This is a genomic window from Streptococcus himalayensis (assembly GCF_001708305.1).
GTDB classification, from domain to species: Bacteria; Bacillota; Bacilli; order Lactobacillales; family Streptococcaceae; genus Streptococcus; species Streptococcus himalayensis.
Genome location: NZ_CP016953.1, coordinates 1596513 through 1620636 on the forward strand (window position 1 = coordinate 1596513; position 24124 = coordinate 1620636).

Annotated in this window: 23 protein-coding genes; 22 read left to right on the forward strand and 1 reads right to left on the reverse strand. The window is 42.5% G+C overall.

Annotated features, from left to right (window positions below; all coding sequences use genetic code 11):
• Position 1 precedes the first annotated feature (1 nt).
• From BFM96_RS07455 to deoD, 5 genes are read left to right on the forward strand one after another with little or no spacing between them, the layout of a single operon-like run.
• Entirely contained in the window at positions 2-1213 is a 1212-nt protein-coding gene (locus BFM96_RS07455) for a phosphopentomutase (RefSeq protein WP_068992446.1), read from the forward strand.
• A 1-nt stretch (position 1214) separates the two neighbouring features.
• The gene (locus BFM96_RS07460) at positions 1215-1745 is read left to right on the forward strand and encodes a ClbS/DfsB family four-helix bundle protein (RefSeq protein WP_068992449.1); all 531 of its coding nucleotides are present in this window, start codon (positions 1215-1217) and stop codon (positions 1743-1745) included.
• Positions 1746-1754: 9 nt separating this feature from the next.
• On the forward strand, positions 1755-2315 hold the full coding sequence (locus BFM96_RS07465; protein WP_068992452.1) for a nucleotidyltransferase family protein: 561 nt from the start codon (positions 1755-1757) through the stop codon (positions 2313-2315).
• A gap of 17 nt (positions 2316-2332) precedes the next feature.
• Complete coding sequence (locus tag BFM96_RS07470; RefSeq protein WP_068992455.1) at positions 2333-3142, forward strand: purine-nucleoside phosphorylase; 810 nt, start codon at positions 2333-2335, stop codon at positions 3140-3142.
• Between the two features lie 11 nt (positions 3143-3153).
• Positions 3154-3864 (forward strand): purine-nucleoside phosphorylase, encoded by a 711-nt coding sequence (gene deoD, locus BFM96_RS07475; RefSeq protein WP_068992458.1) that lies wholly within the window; start codon positions 3154-3156, stop codon positions 3862-3864.
• A gap of 68 nt (positions 3865-3932) precedes the next feature.
• Here the strand turns inward: deoD and BFM96_RS07480 are convergent, their stop codons facing one another.
• A complete protein-coding gene (locus tag BFM96_RS07480) occupies positions 3933-5189 on the reverse strand; it encodes an ISL3 family transposase (protein ID WP_068988908.1) in 1257 nt (418 codons plus the stop codon).
• A gap of 479 nt (positions 5190-5668) precedes the next feature.
• Between BFM96_RS07480 and BFM96_RS07485 the strand changes: the two genes are divergently transcribed.
• The 17 genes from BFM96_RS07485 (at position 5669) to BFM96_RS07565 (ending at position 23898) form a co-directional block, all read left to right on the forward strand.
• Entirely contained in the window at positions 5669-6577 is a 909-nt protein-coding gene (locus BFM96_RS07485) for a LysR family transcriptional regulator (RefSeq protein ID WP_068992461.1), read from the forward strand.
• Complete coding sequence (lspA, locus tag BFM96_RS07490) at positions 6574-7035, forward strand: signal peptidase II (protein ID WP_068992464.1); 462 nt, start codon at positions 6574-6576, stop codon at positions 7033-7035. The genes BFM96_RS07485 and lspA overlap by 4 nt, the downstream gene beginning before the upstream one ends.
• A complete protein-coding gene (locus BFM96_RS07495; RefSeq protein ID WP_068992466.1) occupies positions 7025-7915 on the forward strand; it encodes an RluA family pseudouridine synthase in 891 nt (296 codons plus the stop codon). Before lspA ends, BFM96_RS07495 begins: the two co-directional genes overlap by 11 nt.
• Positions 7916-7930: 15 nt before the next feature.
• Complete coding sequence (locus tag BFM96_RS07500) at positions 7931-9367, forward strand: alanine/glycine:cation symporter family protein (RefSeq protein WP_068992468.1); 1437 nt, start codon at positions 7931-7933, stop codon at positions 9365-9367.
• Positions 9368-10003: 636 nt separating this feature from the next.
• Positions 10004-11113, forward strand: coding sequence for a glutamate 5-kinase (proB, locus tag BFM96_RS07505; RefSeq protein ID WP_068992478.1), 1110 nt, complete (start codon positions 10004-10006; stop codon positions 11111-11113).
• Positions 11114-11208: 95 nt separating this feature from the next.
• Positions 11209-12471, forward strand: coding sequence for a glutamate-5-semialdehyde dehydrogenase (locus BFM96_RS07510; protein WP_068992481.1), 1263 nt, complete (start codon positions 11209-11211; stop codon positions 12469-12471).
• A gap of 1 nt (position 12472) precedes the next feature.
• Positions 12473-13273: a pyrroline-5-carboxylate reductase gene (gene proC / locus BFM96_RS07515; RefSeq protein WP_068992484.1), complete on the forward strand. Its 801-nt coding sequence runs from the start codon at positions 12473-12475 to the stop codon at positions 13271-13273.
• Between the two features lie 68 nt (positions 13274-13341).
• Positions 13342-13677, forward strand: a complete 336-nt coding sequence (locus tag BFM96_RS07520) for a zinc ribbon domain-containing protein YjdM (RefSeq protein ID WP_068992487.1) — start codon at positions 13342-13344, stop codon at positions 13675-13677.
• A 1-nt stretch (position 13678) separates the two neighbouring features.
• Complete coding sequence (locus BFM96_RS07525; RefSeq protein WP_068992490.1) at positions 13679-14320, forward strand: Pr6Pr family membrane protein; 642 nt, start codon at positions 13679-13681, stop codon at positions 14318-14320.
• Positions 14321-14601: 281 nt separating this feature from the next.
• On the forward strand, positions 14602-15123 hold the full coding sequence (gene pyrR / locus BFM96_RS07530) for a bifunctional pyr operon transcriptional regulator/uracil phosphoribosyltransferase PyrR (protein ID WP_068992493.1): 522 nt from the start codon (positions 14602-14604) through the stop codon (positions 15121-15123).
• Between the two features lie 4 nt (positions 15124-15127).
• A complete protein-coding gene (locus BFM96_RS07535) occupies positions 15128-16396 on the forward strand; it encodes a uracil-xanthine permease family protein (protein WP_068992496.1) in 1269 nt (422 codons plus the stop codon).
• Between the two features lie 62 nt (positions 16397-16458).
• Positions 16459-17385, forward strand: a complete 927-nt coding sequence (locus tag BFM96_RS07540; protein ID WP_068992498.1) for an aspartate carbamoyltransferase catalytic subunit — start codon at positions 16459-16461, stop codon at positions 17383-17385.
• A 28-nt stretch (positions 17386-17413) separates the two neighbouring features.
• A complete protein-coding gene (locus tag BFM96_RS07545) occupies positions 17414-18502 on the forward strand; it encodes a carbamoyl phosphate synthase small subunit (protein ID WP_068992500.1) in 1089 nt (362 codons plus the stop codon).
• A 187-nt stretch (positions 18503-18689) separates the two neighbouring features.
• Complete coding sequence (gene carB, locus BFM96_RS07550; protein ID WP_068992503.1) at positions 18690-21869, forward strand: carbamoyl-phosphate synthase large subunit; 3180 nt, start codon at positions 18690-18692, stop codon at positions 21867-21869.
• A gap of 136 nt (positions 21870-22005) precedes the next feature.
• Complete coding sequence (locus tag BFM96_RS07555) at positions 22006-22776, forward strand: hypothetical protein (RefSeq protein ID WP_068992506.1); 771 nt, start codon at positions 22006-22008, stop codon at positions 22774-22776.
• Between the two features lie 129 nt (positions 22777-22905).
• Positions 22906-23337 carry an Rrf2 family transcriptional regulator gene (locus tag BFM96_RS07560; protein WP_068992508.1) on the forward strand — a complete coding sequence of 144 codons (432 nt, stop codon included), beginning with the start codon at positions 22906-22908 and terminating at the stop codon, positions 23335-23337.
• 90 nt (positions 23338-23427) lie between these two features.
• Complete coding sequence (locus BFM96_RS07565) at positions 23428-23898, forward strand: GNAT family N-acetyltransferase (protein WP_068992509.1); 471 nt, start codon at positions 23428-23430, stop codon at positions 23896-23898.
• Positions 23899-24124: the final 226 nt, after the last annotated feature.

Below are 24124 nucleotides of genomic sequence, written 5' to 3' on the forward strand. Positions count from 1 at the left end.
CATGGCAAAATTTAAACGCATGCACGTTGTGGTATTGGATTCAGTAGGAATCGGTGCTGCACCAGATGCAGATCAATTTTTTAATGCTGGTGAGCCAGATACGACGTCAGATACTTTAGGTCATATCTCAGAAACGGCAGGTTTGAACGTCCCAAATATGGCAAAGATTGGTCTGGGCAATATCGAGCGTACTACACCGCTCAAAACCGTTGCTGCTGAGGAAAATCCAACAGGTTATGTGACAAAATTAGAAGAGGTATCACGTGGAAAGGATACCATGACCGGTCACTGGGAAATTATGGGACTTAATATCACCGATCCATTTGATACCTTCTGGGATGGTTTTCCAGAGGACTTGCTTCAAAAAATTGAGGCATTTTCAGGACGAAAAATCATTCGTGAGGCCAATAAACCGTATTCAGGAACAGCAGTTATTGATGATTTTGGCCCACGTCAAATGGAAACAGGTGAGTTGATTGTCTACACATCTGCCGACCCTGTTCTTCAAATCGCCGCTCACGAGGACATTATTCCACTAGAAGAACTTTATAAAATCTGTGAATACGCACGTTCGATTACGCTTGAGCGTCCGTCTTTATTAGGACGGATTATCGCGCGTCCCTATGTGGGAACACCGGGCAATTTTACGCGTACTGCTAACCGTCATGACTATGCTGTTTCCCCATTTGCTCCAACCGTGCTTGACAACCTGAAAGCAGCAGGTATTGATACCTACGGTGTTGGAAAGATTAACGACATCTTCAATAGTGCAGGAATTTCCCACGATATGGGTCATAATAAGTCTAACAACCACGGTGTGGATACCTTTGTCAAGGTCTTGCAAAATGAGGACTTTACAGAAGGTCTGTCCTTTACCAACTTAGTGGACTTTGATGCGGTCTATGGTCATCGTAGGGATACAGAAGGTTACCGCGATTGCTTGGAAGAATTTGATGCCCGCTTGCCAGAAATTATTGAAAACCTTCGTGAAGATGATCTCCTCATGATTACGGCTGACCACGGAAATGACCCAACTTATGTCGGAACAGACCACACCCGTGAGTATGTCCCATTGCTCATTTTTGGCAAATCGCTCACAGGTGCAGGCCATATCCCAGTTGGGCACTTTGCGGACATCTCAGCAACGATTGCGGATAACTTTGGCGTTGAAAAGAGCCAAATTGGGGAAAGTTTCCTAGATAAATTGGTATAAGATGAAAGAATATGAATCCAAGGTAGCCTTGTTAGCAGAAATAAAGCAGAAAGCCGACCTCTTTATCGGAGAATTTTCGGTAATTTCGGATAAGGACAAGGATTTGTTGCTAGACGGAGTGGATCGCAGTCCAGCCCAGATGCTTGCCTATCAATTAGGTTGGTTGAAACTGTTGCAAGGCTGGGAAAAGGATGAGCAGGCAGGGCTTGACGTAATCACACCGCATAGAGACTTTAAGTGGAATCAGCTCGGCGGACTCTATCAGCAATTTTATAGAGAGTATGGAGACTATTCTTTGCAAGAGTTGATGATGCAGTTTGAAAAAGAGGTGGGCGCTATCTTAGAGCAGGTAAATCGCTACACCGATGAGGAATTGTTTCAGCCAGAGAGCAGAAAATGGGCCAGTTCAACACCTAGCAAGTGGCCTGTTTGGAAATGGATTCATATCAATACCGTTGCACCCTTTACTAACTTTCGAACAAAGATTCGGAAGTGGAAGAAAGAATATGCAATATTATCAGAAACACAATAAGGTGGTCCTATGATTGAACAAGTAGAACGATTGATTGCTGAAATCAATCGCATTCATCAATTGTATTCAAAAGATTATTTTGAAACAGGAAAGGTGGAAAAAGTCAATCTTTCTCATACCTTTAGGAGAGTTCCGACTGAGCATATCTTATCCTATCGTCTTAATTTACATGAATCTATCAATGATTATTTGTATCGTGCGGATGTGAAAGATATCCATTATTATTACCGTGTCAAGACGGCAGAAAGTATCTTGTATAAGATTGATTCCTATAAAAAAAGAGATAGCCACTATCCAGTTAATAATATTTTAAATGATATTTTTGGTGCACGAGTGATTCTTCAGTCTGAGGAGATTCAGGAGATTTTAGAGCGCTTGGATTATTGGAAGGAAACCTATAGTCTGAAAAATTGGTATATCAGAGATAGGGATGGTTATGTCGGTATTCATATCTATTTTAAAAATCAGAGCAATTTCTACTATCCTTGGGAATTGCAGATCTGGGATGAGAAGGATGCAGAAGCGAATATTGAAAGTCATAGGCTATATAAACGTAGCTTTGTAAACTAATAGGAGAAAGAAAAAAGATGTCATTAATGGAAAAAATTCAAGAAACAAAGAACTTTTTGGAAGCAAAAGGGCTTACAGCGCCAGAATTTGGCTTGATTTTGGGGTCTGGCTTGGGAGAATTGGCTGATGAAGTAGAAAATGCGATTGTCATCGACTATGCAGAGATTCCAAACTGGGGTAAATCGACTGTTGTCGGTCACGCTGGAAAATTAGTTTATGGAGACTTGGCTGGTAAGAAAGTGTTGGCTCTTCAAGGACGTTTCCACTTCTATGAAGGAAATCCAATGGAAGTCGTTACTTTCCCAGTTCGTGTGATGAAGGCACTTGGCTGCCATAGTATCATCGTGACAAACGCAGCAGGTGGTATTGGCTATGGCCCAGGAACCCTCATGATGATCAATGACCATATCAACATGATTGGGACCAATCCGCTCATTGGTGAAAACTTGGATGAGTTTGGTCCACGCTTCCCAGATATGTCAGATGCTTACAGCAAGGATTACCGTGCCAAAGCGAAAGAAATTGCAGAGAAGATTGATGTTCAGGTAGAAGAAGGTGTCTATCTAGGTGTGTCTGGTCCAACTTATGAAACACCAGCGGAAATCCGTGCCTACCAAACTATGGGCGCTTCTGCTGTCGGTATGTCAACTGTACCAGAAGTCATTGTGGCCGTGCATTCAGGGATGAAAGTTTTAGGAATTTCAGCGATTACTAACTATGCAGCTGGGTTCCAAAGTTCACTCAATCATGAAGAAGTCGTCGAAGTGACAACACGCATTAAGGAAGATTTCAAAGGCTTCATCAAAGCAGTCTTGGCAGGTTTATAAGAGGAGAAGAGATGTCTATTCATATTGGAGCAAAAGTTGGCGAGATTGCTGACAAGATTTTATTACCGGGTGACCCTTTGCGGGCAAAATTCATCGCAGAAAATTTCTTAGAAGATGCGGTGTTGTTCAACGAAATTCGTGGCATGTATGGCTATACGGGGACTTACAAAGGGGAGCGTGTGAGCGTGATGGGAACAGGTATGGGAATGCCGTCTATTTCTATCTATGCGCGTGAGTTAATTGTGGACTATGGTGTAAAACGCTTGATTCGTGTGGGAACCGCAGGTTCGCTCAATCCAGATGTCCATGTCCGTGAATTGGTCTTGGCCCAGGCAGCAGCGACAAACTCAAACATCATTCGCAACGATTGGCCTATGTATGACTTTCCACAGATTGCTAGTTTCAATCTGCTGGACAAGGCCTATCATATCGCTAAAGAATTAGGCATGACCACGCATGTGGGCTCTGTCTTGTCGTCTGATGTCTTTTACTCAAACTTTGCTGAGCAAAATATCAAGTTAGGCACCATGGGCGTTCATGCTGTTGAAATGGAAGCAGCAGCCCTTTACTACCTTGCTGCACAACATGGTGTAGAAGCCCTTGGCATTATGACCATTTCAGATAGCCTTGTTAACCCAGACGAAGACACGACAGCAGAAGAACGCCAAACAACCTTCACAGATATGATGACAGTTGGTCTTGAAACCCTGATTTCAGAATAAATAAAATAGTCATTTTTAGCTTAGCGGACAAAAGAGGCTCTTTGTCAACTGTAGTGGGTAGATGTCAGCTAACACCTAGAGAGGACCAACTTGGTCTTCTCTTTTTTGATGTTTAAGGCAATCAAAATCCGCTTTTTGAAGTTTTCAAAGTTCCTGAAACCAAAGGCATTTCGTTTAATGACTTTGATAAGATTATTGGTAGCTTCCAATTTAGCGTTGGAATAAGGCAATTCCAAAGCGTTTAAAACCTTGTCCTTATCCTTTAGAAAGGTCTTAAATACCGTCTGGAAAATAGGGTTAACAGTGGCTCTTTCTTGCTCAATTAGGTCAAAGAAATGCTCTGAGTTCCTCTCTTGGAAATGGAATAAAAGAAGTTGATAGAGTTCATAATGTTGTCGTAACTCATCTGAGTAGGATAGGAGCTTGTCTAAGATTTCCTTATTGGTCAAATGCATGCGAAATGTAGGGCGATAAAATCGTTTATCACTGAGTTTACGGCTATCTTGTTGTACCAGTTTCCAGTAGCGTTTTAAGACACGGTATTCCTGGGATTTTCTATCGAATTGATTCATGATTTGTATGCGGACACGGTTCATAGCACGGCTGAGATGTTGCACAACGTGGAAACGATCAAGCACGATTTTAGCATGAGGAAAAAGTTGTTTGGCTAGTTGATAGTAAGGGCTAAACATGTCCATAGTGATGAATTTAACGCGGTTTCTGACCTGTCTAGGGTATCTCAGAAAGTGATTTCGGATGGTTGCTTGCGTTCTTCCATCAAGGATAGCGATGATGTTATTTGTGTCAAAATCTTGAGCGATAAAGCTCATTTTCCCTTTCTTGAAGGCATACTCATCCCAGGACATGACTTCTGGAAGCTTATCCCAATCCGTTTCAAATTTAAACTCATTGAGTTTTCGAATAACTGTAGATGTAGAAATGGAGAGTCTGTGTGCGATATGTGTCATTGCTTGCTTTTCGATGAGTAATTGTGCGATTTTCTGGTTGACAGCGACAGATATTTGATGGTTCTTCTTAACAATAGGAGTTTCAGCGACCGCCATTTTCCCACATTCCTTGCACTTGAAACGACGCTTTCGAAGGCGGATAAGTAGTGGGTAGCCAGCAGTTTCTAAGTAGGGGATTTTAGAGGCTTTCTGGAAGTCATACTTAGCCATTTGTCCCTTGCAGGAAGGGCATTTAGGGGCTGTGTAATCCAAGTGACCGTGGAGTTCTAAGTGAGTTCCCATGTCGCATTCATTAGTGATCGTGATATTTTTGTCTTTCATTTTGAGAAAATTTGTGATAAGATTTAGTTGTTCCATATGAGTCTTTCTAAATGATGGTTTTATCGCTTTTCATTATAGGTCATATGGGACTTTTTTTCTACACTGAAAAAGGCTCCATAATCTCTACAGTGGATTTACCCACTACAGATATTATAGAGCCGAGTTTTTTCGTGTATTGCATTTTTTATAATCAATGAAGATCAAAGTTAGCGATTTTGCTACTTTCTTAGATGTTTCCTACCTCTTTTGTATCACTGTCCTTTTCATTTGCTAAAAAATCATCCCGTTTTTCTTACCTAGCCCACTTTATTTCATAGAAAAAATAAATTTTTATATATGGGGACTATTTTTGAAATTAAATGAGTATTACAATGGGAATCGTGTTTGATGAGTATGAACAGTAGTCCATTGCTTCTTGCTTTTAGATAGGATAGCGTCTCCAAAAAATCTCTCCTACTTTTGCAATACTTAAAGTTATGGTATAATTTTATAATATACTTAGAAAGGGAAGAGCGATGAATATTCAACAATTACGCTATGTGGTGGCCATTGCTAACAGTGGGACCTTTCGAGAAGCTGCTGAAAAGATGTATGTGAGCCAGCCGAGCCTCTCTATTTCTGTTCGTGATTTGGAAAAGGAATTAGGATTTCAGATTTTCAACCGAACCAGCAGTGGGACCGTTTTGACACGGCGGGGAATGGAGTTTTACGAAAAAGCACAGGAATTGGTCAAAAAATTTGATGTGTTTCAAAATCAATATGCCAACCCTGAAGATGAAGGCTCAGAATTTTCTATCTCAAGCCAGCACTATGATTTTCTCCCCCCTTTGATGGTGGAATTTGCAGAAACTTATCCTGAAGATAAAAATTTTCGAATTTTTGAATCTACAACGGTCCAGATTTTAGATGAGGTGGCCCAAGGTCATAGTGAGATTGGTATTATCTATCTCAATAATCAAAATACCAAGGGGATTCTGCAGAAAATTGATAAATTAGGGCTTGAGGTTGTGGAGTTGCTCCCCTTTCAAACCCATATCTATCTCAGGGAAGACCATCCCTTAACCCAGAAAAAAGAGCTGGTCATGGAGGACTTGGTAGGGCTGCCGACCGTTCGTTTTACCCAAGAAAAGGACGAATACCTTTATTATTCGGAAAATTTGGTGGATACCAGTGATAGCTCCTTGCTGTTTAATGTGACCGATCGGGCTACCTTAAATGGAATTTTAGAACGGACAAATGCTTATGCGACAGGTTCTGGTTTTTTAGACAGTGATAGCGTTAATGGCATTACGGTCATTCCTGTAAAAGATGCACTGGATAATCACCTGGTCTATGTGAAACGTGAAGGAATGGATTTGTCACCTGTTGGGAAAGCTTTTGTGAAGGTCATGGAACGTTATTTTGAAAAAAGGAGTCAGGCATGAAACGAAAGATTGGAGTACCAGCCTTGATTGGACTGATGATTGTGCTCGATCAATGGGTCAAAGAAATGGTTGTTGCAAATATTCCTTTGGGAGAAACCAGGGAATTTCTCCCTCCGATAATGAGTTTGACCTATCTACGTAACACAGGAGCTGCTTTTTCAATCTTGGAAAATCAACAATGGCTCTTTGCCGTGATTACCATTGTAGTAATGGGAGGAGCGATTGGGTATTTGATAAAACATTTGCAGAATTCTTTCTGGTTGGTTGCAGGACTTTCCTTGATTATCGCGGGAGGTTTTGGGAATTTTATCGACCGATTGAGGCAAGGGTTTGTCGTAGATATGTTCCAGTTTGATATTGTTCAATTTGCAATTTTTAATATAGCGGATATGTATCTGACTTTTGGAGTGCTTATCCTATGCTTGGTCATCATGAAGGAAGAAAAGAATGGAAATTAAAGTAGAAGTTGGCGGTCAAAGATTGGACAAGGCCGTGGCAGACTTGACTGCCTTGTCTCGTAGTTTAGCCAACGAACAAATAAAAAATGGGCAAATTTTGGTCAATGGTCAGCCCAAGAAGGCAAAATATACCGTACAAGCAGGAGATGTCATCTACTATCATCTTCCTGAGCCAGAGCTAGTGGAGTACGTTGCAGAAGATTTGCCTCTTGAGATTGTTTATCAAGATAGAGATGTTGCCGTGGTCAATAAACCACAGGGCATGGTCGTCCATCCAAGTGCTGGGCACACATCTGGTACCTTGGTGAATGCCCTTTTGTATCATATCAAGGATTTATCAGGGATTAACGGTGTTTTACGTCCAGGAATTGTCCATCGGATTGACAAGGATACATCTGGTTTGTTGATGGTGGCTAAAAATGATGAGGCACACCTAGCCTTGGCAAAGGAATTAAAAGAGAAAAAATCTCTGCGGAAGTATTGGGCAATCGTGCATGGAAATCTCCCCAAAGATAGGGGAATGATTGAAGCACCGATTGGGCGGAGCGAAAAAGACAGAAAAAAACAAGCTGTTACGGCCAAAGGTAAGCCAGCCGTGACTCGCTTTCAGGTCTTGGAACGCTTTTTAGAGTATACTTTGGTCGAGTTACAGTTAGAGACAGGAAGAACCCACCAGATTCGCGTCCACATGGCCTATATTGGTCACCCTGTAGCTGGTGATGAGGTTTATGGTCCACGAAAAACCCTGAAGGGGCATGGTCAATTTCTCCATGCAAAAACACTTGGTTTTAGCCATCCTACAACAGGAGAGGCCTTGGAGTTTTCCGTAGACGTGCCAGAGATTTTTGAAGAGACGCTTGAAAGATTAAGAAATACATAAAAGAGGAGTGAGACAGTGTCAGTAATTACAAGTTTGACAAACTTTATTTGGAGTCCCTTATTATTGGGAGTTTTGATTGTAGCAGGAACCTATTTTACCTTTCGGATGAAATTTGTTCAGGTTCGAATGATTCCAGAGATGATTCGTTGCATGTTTGAAAAATCAGACGAAGATGATGAAGGGATTTCGTCCTTTCAGGCTTTGACAGTCGCCTTATCGGGTCGTGTTGGAACTGGAAATATCACAGGCGTGGCAACAGCCATTGCTTTAGGAGGGCCAGGAAGCATTTTTTGGATGTGGTTGATTGCCTTTATTGGCTCTGGTTCAGCCTTTGTGGAGACAGTTCTTGGTCAGCTCTTCAAGGAAAGAAAAGAGAGTGGTTTTATCGGTGGGCCAGCTTACTATATTGAACACGGATTGAAAAATAAAACCTTTGCAACGATTATGGCCTTTATCATGATGATTTCTTCTGCATTTTTGATGTCAGGGGTGCAGACCAACGGCATTAGTGCAGCTATGGAAAATGCCTTGAACATTCCACCCTTGTGGACCAGTATCGTTGTTAGCCTTGCTCTTTTTGTGATTATCATTGGAGGGATTTCACGAATTGCAAAATTTGCGGAATATGTAGTGCCTTTTATGGCGGGAGTCTATATTTTGATGGCTTTGATTGTCATTGTCTTAGATTTTGATCGAGTATTGCCAACTTTTCAGCTGATTTTTGCAAGTGCCTTTGGTTGGGAACCGCTCTTTGCAGGTATTGTAGGCTCTGCGATTATGTACGGAGTTCGACGCGGAGTTTATTCAAATGAAGCGGGACAAGGTTCTCAGGTAGCTGCTGCGGCGTCTGCTCAAGTTTCTCATCCCATCAAGCAAGGATTGGTACAGGCTTTTTCAGTTTATATTGATACCTGGTTTGTTTGTACGGCAACTGCCTTGATTATTCTTCTGACAGGGTCTTACAATGTTTATGATGCTGCTAAACAGCCAATTGTCGAAAATCTTATGAATATTACGCCTGAAAATGCGGGAGCCCTATATACGCAAACAGCCTTATCTCACATTATGGGGCCATTTGGAAGTATATTTGTAGCGGTTGCTTTGGTCTTTTTTGCGTTTACTACCTTGATGAGCTATTACTATATTGCACATACAAATTTACTTTATCTATTGAAAGAAAAAGTCAAGCCAATTCATATATTGATTTTGCAAATTTTGATGATTGCTGGCCTCTTTTATTCAGGAATTGCCTCTAGTGAATTTGTCTGGGCTTTGGGAGATTTAGCTATCGGCTTTACGGTCTGGGGGAATATCGTTGCAATTTTCTTGCTATCTCCCTTGGTCTTTACCCTGTTAAAGGATTATGAAAAACAGTTGAAAGCTGGGAAAGACCCTGTTTTTGACCCGCGTAATCTGGAGATTACAGCATCTGAGTATTGGTACAATCGCTAAGTGTAAGGAACTAAAGAGTAGAGAAGAGCTCAAATCGTTTAAAAAGATTCCTTGCTTTCTAGTCCTTAGGATTGGACAACATCAATCAAGCATTGTATCAATCTATTTCTACGAATATGGATACCAGAAGTTGGACTTTTACCCAACTTTTTTTTATGTTTTCTTCAGCGGGGATATAATCGGATAGAGCCGTTCTGGTTGACATTTCTTTGATAGGTACGTAAATCGCTTTGTTGGAAATGTGCATGGTCTAATTCCTGTAGAATCCTTTGATTTGGAGAGGGAAGTTCAGCAAAAATCGTAGCCCCATAAGCATATTTGAGTTCAGTAGTGGGAAACTCTGTAGGTGACAGCCATTAACCAAGGCTTGAGGAAATAGAGGCTTTGCAAAACAAAGTCTAGTCTAGCAAGGAGCAGAGTAGATGTCCTATCTGCTCTTTTTGTTTTTTCCTATTTTAGTTTTATCAGGTTTTATGGTATAATCATTCAATATGTCTCATCTACTGCTCCTAAAAAATCTCCTTTGTGAATGAGGAAGCAAAGGGGAAATCTGAGTGGTTACTAGCATTCAGCAGATGTAGTGCACGGAGAAAATGATGGGATTTTACAAAGTCGTGATAGAAAGAGTAGCAACTAATGAAGTACAAACGCATTGTTTTTAAGGTGGGGACTAGCTCGTTGACAGAGCCAGATGGTAGCTTGTCACGCTCCAAAGTAAAACAAATCACCCAGCAATTAGCCATGCTTCATGAGGCAGGACATGAATTGATTTTAGTGTCTTCTGGTGCGATTGCGGCAGGATTTTCTTCACTTGGATTCAAGAAACGTCCGACAAAAGTGGCAGACAAGCAGGCATCAGCGGCTGTTGGGCAGGGGTTGCTACTAGAGGAATACACAGCAAACTTGTTGCTGAAACAAATTGTCTCTGCACAGATTTTGTTGACTCAGGATGATTTTGCAGACAAGCGTCGTTATCAAAATGCCCACCAAGCCATGTCTGTTTTATTGAATAGAGGAGCCATTCCTATCATCAATGAGAATGATACCGTCTCAATTGCAGAGCTCAAGGTTGGCGATAATGATACCTTGAGTGCCCAAGTAGCAGCCATGGTTCAGGCAGATTTATTGGTGCTTTTAACAGATGTTGATGGCTTGTATACGGATAATCCCCATAAAAATCCAGCAGCCAAACGCTTGGAGAAGGTTGAGAAGATTTCAACGGACTTGATTGAAATGGCGGGCGGGGCAGGTTCCAGTAACGGTACAGGCGGTATGCTAACCAAAATCAAGGCAGCAACGATTGCGACCATGGCAGGAGTGCCTGTTTATATCTGTTCCTCCTTGAAGGAAGTACCTTTACTTGAGGCTGCAGAAGCACAGGCAGACGGAACTTTCTTCATTGCCCAAGATAAAAATATGAAAACTCAAAAACAATGGTTGGCATTTTATGCCAGTAGCAAGGGCAGTATCTGGGTGGACAAGGGAGCAAGTAAGGCACTGAGCCAAGGTGGAAAGAGCCTCTTGGTGTCAGGGATTACGAGAATGGATGGAGCCTTTTCTTATCATGACATTGTGGGCGTTTATGATGAGGAGACAGACCAAGCCTTGGGCAAAGGACGCGTGCTCTTTGGACATTCTGCTTTAAAAGATTTGCTGAAGGCTAGTAAGCCAAAAGGTGTGGTCATTCATCGGGATGATTGGATTTCCTTAACACCAGAGCTTGAACTCTTATTTTCAGAGTTTTAGCAAGATGGATGACGGAAGAATGTATTCTAAAAGAGTGGAGGCCAGCAATTGTTTGAGTGGCTATAAAAGTCCATACATCACAAGAAAGGAAGATTATGACCAGTACACAAGAATTATTAGAAGCTGTAAATCGGGTTAAAAAATCGATTAACACGGCAAAAGAGGATGAGAAGAATGCTGCGCTTGAAGCGATGGCTGAGCAATTATTGGCACACACACAGGTTATTTTACAGGCCAATCAAAAGGATATGGCTGCTTCAAAAGGAAAGATTTCAGAGGTCATGTTAGACCGTCTGTTTTTAGATGAGGAGCGGATTGCAGCCATGGCTAAAGGCATTCGAGATGTAGCTTCGTTACCAGATCCTATTGGAGAAATTCTAGAGGAGACAAGCTTACCCAATGGCCTTCAAGTGCTCAAAAAACGAGTGGCTCTAGGGGTTGTTGGGATTATCTACGAAAGTCGACCAAATGTAACCTCAGATGCAGCAGCCTTGGCTTTAAAGAGTGGAAATGCTGTCGTTCTCCGCAGTGGGAAAGAGGCCTATCAGACTGCGGCAGCAATTGTAGCAGCTTTAAAAATGGGACTGGCCCAAACCAACATTTCACCAGATTGCTTGCAGTTGATTTCTGATACAAGTCGTGAGAGTAGTTATGCGATGATGAAGGCCAAAGGTTATTTGGATTTACTAATTCCGCGCGGTGGGGCGGGCTTGATTCAGGCTGTGGTTGAAAATGCGATTGTGCCCGTAATTGAGACAGGAACAGGGATTGTGCACGTCTATGTAGATCAGGCAGCCAATCAAGACATGGCATTATCCATTATTCGTAATGCCAAGACCAGCCGACCATCGGTCTGCAATGCTATGGAAGTGTGTCTTGTGCATGAGGCTATCGCAGAGGAATTTCTCCCGCGTTTGCAGGAAACCTTGGTAACAGAACGCAAGCACTTAGGGCTTTCACCTGTAGAATTGCGGCTGGATGCCGAGGCTAGTCGTTTGATTAAAGGGCAAGTAGCTAAAGAGACAGATTTTGATACCGAATTTTCTGATTATATTTTAGCGGTCAAGCTTGTATCATCCTTGGAAGAAGCTGTTTGTCATATTGAAAGTCACAGCACCCATCATTCGGATGCGATTATCACGGAAGATAGCCAAGCAGCAGCTTATTTCACAGAACAAGTGGACAGTGCTGCTGTCTATGTCAATGCCTCAACTCGTTTTACAGATGGGGGAGAATTTGGTCTAGGATGTGAAATGGGAATTTCTACTCAAAAATTGCATGCCAGAGGGCCGATGGGCTTGAAGGAAATGACAACCTATAAATACATTGTAGCTGGAAATGGCCAAGTGAGGGAATAAGATGACAAAGATTGGTTTTATCGGTTTGGGAAATATGGGCGGTCTTTTGGCTCGTATTGTCTCAAAAAATCATGATGCAGAGATGATATTGGCAAATCGAAGTCCTGAAAAAGCAAGTACAATCGCCCAAGAAATCGGAGGACAAGCTGTTTCAAACCAAGAGGTCTTTGAGCAGGCGACAGTCATTTTTTTAGGAGTTAAACCAGCCCAGTTTGAAGCCCTACTTGCTCAATATAAATCCGTGCTTGAGACGCGGTCGTCTGTTTTACTCATCAGCATGGCGGCTGGGCTTTCTTTGGCTCAACTGCAAGACATGGTTCCCAGTCAGCACCGCTTTATTCGCATGATGCCCAATACCCCAGTCGCTGTAGGGGCAGGTGTCATTACCTATGCCTTAGGAAAAGGCACTAGTCAAGCAGATGAACAACTATTCCAAGAACTGTTCACAGGAAGTGCAGAGTTAATCCTACTAGAGGAAAAGCAACTGGATGCTGCAACGGCTCTGGCTGGCTGTGGCCCTGCCTTTGTGTATCCATTTATTGAGGCCTTGAGTGATGCAGGTGTTCAGCAAGGCTTGCCTCGTGCGATTGCCCTTAAAATGGCTGCCCAGACCGTACTAGGTTCTGGCAAAATGGTGCTTGATAGTCACGAACATCCAGCCGTCTTGAAAGATCAGGTTTGTAGCCCAGGGGGCTCGACAATTGCAGGTGTTGCCAGTCTTGAAAAAACAGGATTTAGAGGTTCGGTGATCGAAGCGGTGACTGAAGCCTATGAACGCACGCAAGAATTGGGTCAGAAATAGTCACTGAAAGCAGATTTGTCAAATTTTTAAAAATAGGGTATACTTAACAAAGAAAAAAGGAGAAAAAGATGAATACTTTACCAAATTGTCCAATATGCAACTCAGAATATGTCTATGAAGATGGCACCCTTTTGGTCTGCCCAGAATGTGCCCATGAATGGAATCCAGCAGAAGAAGTCGTTGAGGAAGGCTTGGTCGTCATCGATGCAAATGGCAACCGCTTGGCCGATGGAGATACTGTAACGGTTATCAAAGATTTGAAGGTCAAGGGTGCACCCAAAGATATCAAGCAAGGAACACGGGTGAAAAATATCCGCCTAGTCGAAGGTGACCACAATATCGATTGTAAAATTGATGGCTTTGGAGCCATGAAATTGAAATCGGAGTTTGTCAAGAAAATCTAAGATGAAGAGACAGGTTATATTCTACAGCCGAATTATCCTTTTCATTTTAGGATTTACAGGTGTTTATTTAGAAATTACTCGGCATGGTGGCTTTGGGATGCTCTTGTACTATACCGTTTTGTCCAATATCATCGTGACGGCCTTCACTGCTTATTTGCTCTATCTCATGCCGCGCTCATCAAGTGCTTGGAAGACGGACAAGATTCTGCGTATCAAGGGAGGCGTGACCATGTGTATCATGATTACATGTGTGATTTACAATTTTATGCTAGCTCCTTTAGCAACCGATTTTTACCGCTTGGAAAATTTTCTGTGCCATTATATCGTACCTTTATGGTTTTTTGCGGATACCTTGTTTTTTGATAAGGGACGTCTCTATCGGTGGTTTGATCCCTTGCTCTGGACCAGTGTCCCTCTTCTTTATATGGCTTTTGCACTGCTAAATGGCTTAATTCTTAAAATGCCCATTCCCGGAGCGGTCGATAGTCCCTTTGCGTATTTCTTTTTAAATATTCCGAAATATGGCGGAGCCTATGTGTTTCGCTGGGTGATAATCATTTTTGTGGCTTATCTAGGAGCTGGATTTAGCCTAGTTGGGCTAAAGGCTCTACCTCGCCCGAGAAAAATGAATAGCATCAAATGAGTTGAGCCAGTCATAAGCTCAACTTTTTCTCGTTTAAAAGGAAATTTTTTTCAATTCTCAAAAATTTTGACACAAATAAATTCAACTTTTTCTTGCTAAAAAGGAAAGATTGTGATATGATAGATAAAATTAAAGATTCCTTTAATTCTGTCCAGAGAGGCAGGCAAGGAGAAACGGTCATAGAATGGGTGGAGTGTAACCTGCGGGTCTTGCTCTAGCCATATTTTCTGAAGTCTCCTTGCATAAGGAGACTTTTTTAGTATATTTATAGGAGGCCACTTGTGAAAACAAAAGAAGTTGTTGATGATTTGACCATGAAGCGTGCCATCACGCGTATGACTTATGAAATCATCGAACGCAACAAGGATTTGGACAAGATTGTCCTAGCAGGGATTAAGACAAGAGGAGTCTATATTGCCCGACGGATCCAAGAGCGTTTAGAGCAGTTAGAGAAAGTTCAAGTTCCTATGGGAGAGCTGGATACCAAGCCGTTTCGTGATGATATGAAGGTAGATGAAGACACAACTCATATACCGGTAGATATTACGGATCGAGAAGTTATCTTGGTGGACGATGTGCTCTACACAGGGCGGACCATTCGTGCGGCTATTGACAATCTGGTCAGTCTAGGACGTCCTGCACGTGTCAGTTTGGCTGTTCTAGTTGACCGTGGACATCGAGAATTGCCGATACGGCCAGACTATGTTGGGAAAAATATTCCAACCAGCCAATCGGAAGAAATTATTGTCGAGATGCAGGAAGAAGACGGACAAGATCGCGTCTTAATTAGGAAGGAAAAATAAGACCATGAATCAAGAAATGAAATATGATGTGCAAGATATGCCAAAGCCGGGGCTATTACTAGGCTTGTCATTCCAGCACTTGTTTGCCATGTTTGGGGCGACCGTTCTCGTTCCAATCTTGGTGGGAATTGACCCTGCGGTGGCTCTTTTATCCAGTGGTCTTGGAACCCTCGCCCACTTATCTGTCACTAAATTCAAGGTTCCAGCTTACATGGGGTCAAGTTTTGCCTATATCGCTGCTATGCAACTCCTCATGAAAACAGATGGAATCGCAGCAGTAGCACAAGGAGCCATTACAGGTGGTTTGGTGTACTTTATCGTAGCTATGATTGTTCGCGTGGCGGGCAATGAATGGATTGATAAAATTTTGCCACCGGTAGTTGTAGGTCCCATCATCATGGTCATTGGGCTCAGCCTTGCAGGAACAGCTGTCAATGATGTCATGCTCAAAGACGGTGCTTATAGCTTCACCAATTTCCTAATCGGAATGGTAACTTTGTTTGCCGTAATTCTACTCAATATCTATGGTAAGAAAATCATTGGTGTCATTCCAATCCTGCTCGGTTTAATCATCGGTTACCTCTTTGCCCTCCTTTTAGGAGCGGTGACAGGACAGGAAATCATTTCCTTTGCTGGAGTTGCCAAAGCTTCCTGGATTAGCTTTCCACCGATGAACCTTCCCTTCCTAGATTACGGCATCAAACTTTATCCGAGTGCGATTTTAACCATGGCTCCGATTGCCTTTGTGACTATGACAGAACACTTCGGTCACGTGATGGTCTTAAACAGTTTGACAGGAAAAGATTTCTTTAAGGATCCAGGACTGGATAAGACACTTGCCGGAGATGGACTAGCTCAGATTATTGCAGGTTTTGTCGGGGCACCACCCGTTACCAGTTACGGTGAAAATATCGGTGTTATGGCCTTAAATAAGATTTACAGTGTCTATGTGATTGCTGGTGCAGCAGTTCTTGCGATTGTCATGAGTTTTGTTGGAAAAGTATCCGCTCTTCTACAATCCATCCCAAGCCCAGTTCTTGGAGGAATTTCCATTGCCCTCTTTGGAGTGATTGCCTCTAGTGGATTGAAAATCTTGATTGAAAAGCAAACCGATATGGACAATAAGAAAAATCTCTTGATTGCCAGTGTTATCTTGGTATCTGGTATTGGAGGGTTGACCCTTCAGCTATCTGGGCTACAAATTTCAGGCGTTGCCCTGTCTACGATTTTAGGAATTATGCTCTACCTTATCCTACCAGAACCTAAACAATAATCCTTATCTTATATCTGTTATCCATCGAGCCGACAGCTCAATAAAATTTAAAGGAGAATCTCATGTCAACCAATCAAATCGCTCTTAAACATCTTGTTTCTATGGAATTGCTTAGCAATGAAGAAGTGCTTTCCCTGATTAAACGAGGGATTGAGTTCAAAAATGGAGAAAAAGTCTCTTACGATGACCAACACATCGTGAGCAATCTTTTCTTCGAATCTTCTACCCGCACCCACAAGGCTTTTGAAGTCGCAGAATTAAAATTAGGACTGGACTTATTAGACTTTGATAGCAAAACAAGCTCCGTCAACAAGGGAGAAACCTTGTATGATACCATTTTAACCCTTTCTGCCTTGGGAGTTGATGTCTGTGTGATTCGCCACCCAGAAGTTGATTACTACAAAGAGTTGATTGACAGCCCGACGATTACGGCTTCCATTGTCAATGGTGGAGATGGTTCTGGACAACATCCTAGCCAAAGTTTGCTCGATTTGATGACGATTTATGAAGAATTCGGTCATTTTGATGGCTTAAAAGTTGCTATCGCAGGTGACTTGAAACATTCTCGTGTAGCCAAGTCAAATATGATGATTTTAAAACGCTTGGGGGCAGAGCTATACTTTGCTGGACCAGAAGAATGGAGAACGGCAGAATTTGCAGAATATGGTACATTTGTAACGATTGATGAGGTCATTGATAAGGTAGATGTGATGATGTTTCTGCGGGTACAGCACGAACGTCACGACGAATATTCAGCCTTTTCGATTAACAATTACCACAAGGCACATGGTTTGAATCAAGAACGCTATGATCGCTTGCAGGAACATGCCATTATCATGCACCCAGCCCCTGTTAACCGTGGGGTGGAAATCGCTGATGAATTGGTCGAAGCACCAAAATCACGCATTGTTCAACAAATGACCAATGGAGTATTTGTCCGTATGGCCATTATCGAAGCGGTATTAAAAGGCCGAGAGGAAAATCGCTAAGAAAAGATTAGAAGGAGAATCAAACCTTATGGGAAAACGTCTGTTAATTTTAGAAGATGGGACCATTTTTGAAGGAGAAGCTTTTGGGGCAGACATGGATGTAACAGGAGAAATTGTCTTTAATACTGGCATGACAGGCTACCAAGAGTCCATCACGGACCAGTCTTATAATGGACAGATTTTAACCTTTACCTATCCCTTAGTCGGAAATTACGGTGTAAATCGGGATGATTATGAGTCGATTATCCCGACTTGCAAGGGCGTAGTGGTCTATGAATGGGCGAGACGGGCGAGCAATTGGCGCAATCAACTGACGCTTGATGAATTTTTGAAAGCCAAGCACATTCCAGGCATTGCAGGCATTGATACACGAGCTTTGACGAAGATAATTCGCCAACACGGAACCATGAAAGCAACTCTTGCAAATGTGGGAGATGCTCTTGAGCATTTGCAGGATCAGTTAAAGGCGACGGTGCTGCCGACAGACAATATCAAGCAGATTTCGACCAAAACGGCTTATCCAGCGCCAGGCACAGGTCGCAATGTGGTCTTGGTGGACTTTGGTTTGAAACATTCCATTCTTAGAGAATTGGCCAAACGACATTGCAATGTCACCGTCGTGCCCTACAATACCAAGGCAGAAGAAATTCTCCAATTAAATCCCGATGGCGTCATGTTGTCAAACGGCCCTGGGGATCCTGATGATGTGCCAGAGGCTTTGGATATGATTCGTGCTATTCAAGGAAAAATTCCGATTTTTGGCATTTGTATGGGGCATCAGCTTTTTAGCAAGGCCAATGGGGCAAAAACCTATAAGATGAAATTTGGGCACCGTGGTTTTAACCATGCCGTTCGTGAAATTGCGACTGGTCGCGTGGATTTCACTAGCCAAAACCATGGCTATGCGGTGAGCCGAGAAGATTTTCCTGAAGAATTGCTCATCACGCATGAGGAAATCAACGACCATTCAGTCGAAGGGGTACGCCACAAATATGATCCTGCTTTTTCTGTCCAATTTCATCCAGATGCAGCACCAGGACCGCACGATGCGAGTTATCTTTTTGACGAATTTATGGAATTGATGGATGGATTTCAAGCTGAAAAAGCTCATCGTTAAGCGATTGAATATTTAATGACAGCCAGAGAGCTGACGAATAGAAAGGAGAAACAAAGGGAGCCGTATTTGCAAAATTGAATACGGGCTACGAACTTTGTCAAAAAGATAGTTTGTCCTAGAACTCATTGTTCTGCGGAACAAACTCCTATTTTGACTGTGTTCGTTTGACGCCCTTTATATCTTAATTATGCCAAAACGTAGGGATATTCATAAAATCATGGTGATTGGGTCTGGGCCGATTGTGATTGGTCAGGCGGCTGAGTTTGATTATGCGGGGACACAGGCTTGTCTTGCCTTAAAGGAAGAGGGCTATAGTGTGGTCTTGGTCAATTCAAATCCGGCAACGATTATGACGGATAAGGAGATTGCAGATCGGGTTTATATTGAACCGATTACGCTGGAGTTTGTGACGAGGATTTTACGGAAGGAGCGACCAGATGCTCTTTTACCGACCTTGGGTGGTCAGACGGGCCTCAACATGGCCATGGAATTATCTAAGGCTGGGATCTTGGATGAGCTTGGGGTTGAACTTCTAGGAACAAAATTATCTGCCATTGACCAGGCTGAAGATCGTGATTTGTTCAAGCAGTTAATGGAAGATTTGGGGCAACCCATTCCAGAATCTGAAATCGTCAATACCGTGGAAGAAGCCGTTGCCTTTGCAAATAGCATCGGCTATCCAGTCATCGTCCGTCCTGCCTTTACCCTTGGGGGAACCGGTGGCGGTATGTGTGCCAACGAAGTAGAACTCCGTGAGATTGCAGAAAATGGTTTGAAACTCTCTCCAGTAACTCAATGTTTGATTGAGCGTTCGATTGCTGGATTTAAGGAAATCGAGTACGAAGTCATGCGTGATAGTGCCGATAATGCTCTCGTGGTATGTAACATGGAAAACTTTGACCCTGTTGGCATTCATACAGGGGATTCGATTGTCTTTGCCCCAACTCAGACCTTGTCAGATATTGAGAACCAACTGCTGCGTGATGCGAGCCTAAGCATTATCCGTGCCCTCAAGATTGAAGGAGGCTGTAATGTGCAGCTGGCCCTTGACCCGCATAGCTTTAAATACTATGTCATTGAGGTAAATCCGCGCGTGTCTCGCTCGTCAGCTCTTGCTTCAAAGGCAACAGGTTATCCGATTGCCAAACTCGCTGCTAAGATTGCGGTAGGCTTGACCTTGGATGAGATGATTAACCCTGTCACAGGTTCGACTTATGCCATGTTTGAGCCAGCTCTTGATTATGTGGTGGCGAAAATCCCTCGCTTCCCATTTGATAAATTTGAAAAAGGTGAGCGCCGTTTGGGAACGCAGATGAAGGCGACAGGAGAAGTCATGGCAATCGGACGCAATATCGAAGAAAGTCTCCTAAAAGCTTGCCGCTCCCTTGAAATCGGCGTAAGTCACAATGAAATGCCAGAACTAGCTCAGATATCTGACGATACTCTGATGGAAAAAATCGTGAAACCACAAGACGACCGTCTCTTTTATGTGTCTGAAGCCATTCGCCGAGGTTACAGTATCGAAGAATTGGCTGACTTGACCAAGATTGATGTTTTTTTCTTGGATAAACTGCTTCATATTGTAGAAATCGAGCAAGCATTACTAGAAAATGTGGGGGATATAGCTGTCCTCAAGCGTGCCAAGCAAAATGGATTTGCAGATGTGAAAATTGCCCAACTCTGGGGACAGTCGGAAGAGCAGATACGCCAACTTCGCTTGGAGCACAAACTCGTTCCTGTCTACAAGATGGTAGATACTTGTGCTGCTGAGTTTGAAAGTGCCACTCCCTATTTTTATTCGACCTATGGGTTTGAAAATGAATCTATCCAATCAGAGAAGGAAGCTGTCTTGGTGTTAGGGTCTGGTCCCATTCGGATTGGACAGGGGGTTGAGTTTGACTATGCGACAGTTCACTCTGTCAAAGCTATTCAGGCAGCAGGTTATGAAGCCATCATTATGAATTCAAACCCAGAGACGGTTTCAACAGACTTTTCTGTTTCAGATAAGCTCTATTTTGAACCCTTGACCTTGGAAGATGTGCTCCATGTCATTGACTTGGAACAGCCCAAAGGGGTCATCGTTCAGTTTGGAGGTCAGACGGCCATTAACCTAGCAGAGCCTTTAGCGAAAGCAGGGGTGACCATTCTAGGGACGCAGGTGGCGGATTTAGACAGAGCAGAGGACCGAGATTTATTTGAACAAGCCTTGAAATCGTTAGATATTCCACAACCGCCAGGGCAGACTGCAACGAATGAAGAAGAAGCTGTTGAAGCTGCTCGCAAGATTGGCTTTCCTGTCTTGGTGCGTCCGTCCTATGTTCTTGGTGGCCGAGCCATGGAAATCGTTGAAAATGAGGACGATTTGCGTTCTTATATGCGGACAGCTGTTAAAGCCAGCCCTGAGCATCCTGTTCTTGTCGATTCTTATATCGTAGGACAAGAATGTGAAGTGGATGCTATTTCAGACGGAAAAGATGTCCTTATTCCGGGAATTATGGAGCATATTGAGCGAGCAGGGGTTCACTCTGGGGACTCGATGGCTGTTTACCCACCGCAAACCTTGTCGACAAAAGTTCAAGAAACCATTGCGGATTATACCAAACGGCTAGCCATTGGCTTAAACTGTATCGGCATGATGAATATTCAATTCGTTATCAAGGATGAAACGGTTTATGTGATTGAGGTTAATCCACGTGCCAGTCGTACCGTGCCCTTCCTCTCTAAAGTGACAGATATTCCAATGGCTCAAGTGGCTACTCGCTTGATTTTGGGAGAAAGTTTGGCAGAAATTGGCTACGGAGATGGTCTGTATCCAGAAAGCCCTCGGGTGCATATCAAGGCACCGGTCTTCTCCTTTACCAAACTAGCCAAGGTTGATAGCCTTTTAGGACCAGAAATGAAGTCAACTGGTGAGGTCATGGGAACAGATACCACCCTTGAAAAAGCCCTCTATAAAGCCTTTGAAGCGAGCTACCTGCACTTGCCGACTTTTGGAAATGTTGTCTTTACCATTTCTGATGACAATAAGGAAGAAGCTCTTGCACTAGCCAAGCGATTTGCGACTATTGGCTACGGGGTACTAGCAACTTCAGGCACAGCATCCTACTTTGGAGAACATGGGGTGCTTGCCCAAGTTGTTGAGAAAATTGGGGACAATGATAGCCAAGACATCCCAGCTTTTGCCCGTCAAGGCAAAATCCAAGCCATTATCAATACTGTTGGCACCAAGCGAACAGCTGGGCGAGACGGAGTGGCTATTCGTCGGGCTGCTGTAGAGCATGGCATTCCACTCTTTACCGCTATTGATACAGCAGAAGCCATGCTAAAAGTACTAGAAAGCCGCAGCTTTATGACAGAAGCGATTTAAAAAAGAATGAATGCTCATTTCCTAAAAGCCATTTCTTGTGATAGAATGGCTTTTTTTGAGCAAAAGACTTGCCAAGTTGATTTTTTTATGATAAACTTGTTCTTGTAATTGATACAACAACAAAAAGGAGAACGTCATGACAAAAGAATACGACAAAAAATTTTCGGTATCTATTTTACTTTGGATGAGAGAGGACAAGCCTCGGCAAGAGGGAATGGACTATTGGTCTGGCCCACATTCACAGATTATCGCTGCCTCACCAGGGCTGTCAGAATACCGCCAACAACATCTTAGTGAAACCCAGCATAGTTTTTGGCCAAGTACAGCTGGTCTTGAAACAAGTATTTCACCTGACCGTCGAATAGATGGCATTGCAGAAGTCACCTTTGACAATCTGTTGTCACCAGTTGCAGGTCGTCATCAAACAGCCTTGGCTTTTCAAGATGAAGTAAATGTCTTTCGTCGAACACTGATGCACATGGGCTTTCCCTTTTCATCCAGATGGTTTAAAACGGCTGAGCAGTCAGGCAGTCAGCTACGAGATGTCCTTTACATCCGTCGAAAAGAAGATGTCAGCAGTGCTTCCTTTAAAAAATTTATCAACGACAGTTTAGCTCCTGAAATTTCAAAAGTAGCTGGAGTAGCGGAAACACGCTCTCAAGTCTACATGCCTTGGAACAAGGCAACTTGGGACACGCCACACGTTGCGCATGACAATCCCAAAGTAGAACATCTACATGCCTCCATTATCATTGGTTTTAGAAATCAGGAAGCCAGAGAAGAATTTTACAAGACAGTTGCTCCTAAGCTAAATCATCAACTGATTTCCTATGCCTCAGCAGTTCATGCCTATCAAATTGATCAGACCTTGACCTATGTTGAAAATGGGCAGAAGAGACCCCTGTAGTTGATTTTCAGGAATTTTCTTGATAGATTGCTCGATATTTTTGAAAAAATTGAGCAAAAGACTTGCCAAGTTGATTTCCTTATGCTAAACTTGTTCTTGTAACGAATACAAGAACAGAAAGGAGGCACTATGGATACAAAATTTTCTGTTGCACTCCATATTTTAACCATGATTAGTGAAAGTAAGGAAGTTCTGAGTTCGCAGGCCTTGGCTGTGAGCGTTGGAACCAATGCAAGCTATATCCGTAAGGTCATTGCGCTCTTGAAAAACGCAGGGCTAATTACGTCCCAGCAAGGTCGCTCAGGCTATCAGCTAAGTAAGAACCATAAAGAAATATCCTTATTGGAGATTTATTTGGCTACTCAGGAAGTAGACCATATCCGTCTTTTTCAAATTCATCAAAATGCCAACAAAGAATGCCCTGTTGGGAAACATATTGAAAAAGCGATGGTTCCAATTTTTACGAATGTAGAAAAACATTTAGAAGATGAATTAGCCAATCAGACCTTGGAACAGGTCATTGCGAATCTTTATCAAATTGCTAATAAAACACGAATCTGACCTTACAATCGGGTATTATGGCAATGATAGATAGCAACGATGAAAGCTGGCTTTGTAACTTTTTGCCAAATAAAGAATTGGAGAGAAAATATGAAATTTACTGTTAAAGAAATAAAAGATAAAGAAGTAAAGGAAAAGATTTCTAAGGAAGTTCTTTATGATCTTCCAGAATGGTTTGGTATGCCAGAAAGCACAGAAGAATATATCACTGATTCACAAGACAAACCTTTCTTGGCATCTTTTTATCAAGATGAGATTGTAGGATTTATAGTTTTAAATACTACAAGTCCAGACTGTGCGGATATATTTGTAATGGGAATAAAAAAGAAGTTTCATCGACAAGGTGCAGCAACACAATTAAATGAAGAGTACGAAAAATTAGCTAAGGATTTGGGATATACCTATTCCCAAGTGAAAACAGTTCAATCTGGGCATTATAAAGAATATGATATAACAAATAGTTTTTATACTTCGGTAGGTTATAAGGAGTTAGAAGTCTTTCCAACCTTATGGGATGAATGGAATCCTTGCCAAATTTATATTAAATATTTAGGTAATTAAAAATATATAAATAATGATAGGTCTCCAGACGTGACTTGAATATAGTTTCTACAAGTATTGATTTGACTATACGATGTCACAAGGAGATTTTCTTACAAACAACATAGACTTGTAATTGATACAAATACAAAATTTTGGTATGAGCGAAGCTGCTTTGACTTGAACCACTGGAGGAAAATACCGGAGTGCGTGGAACGCACAAAGGAATTTTCTGAAGTGGACGTCA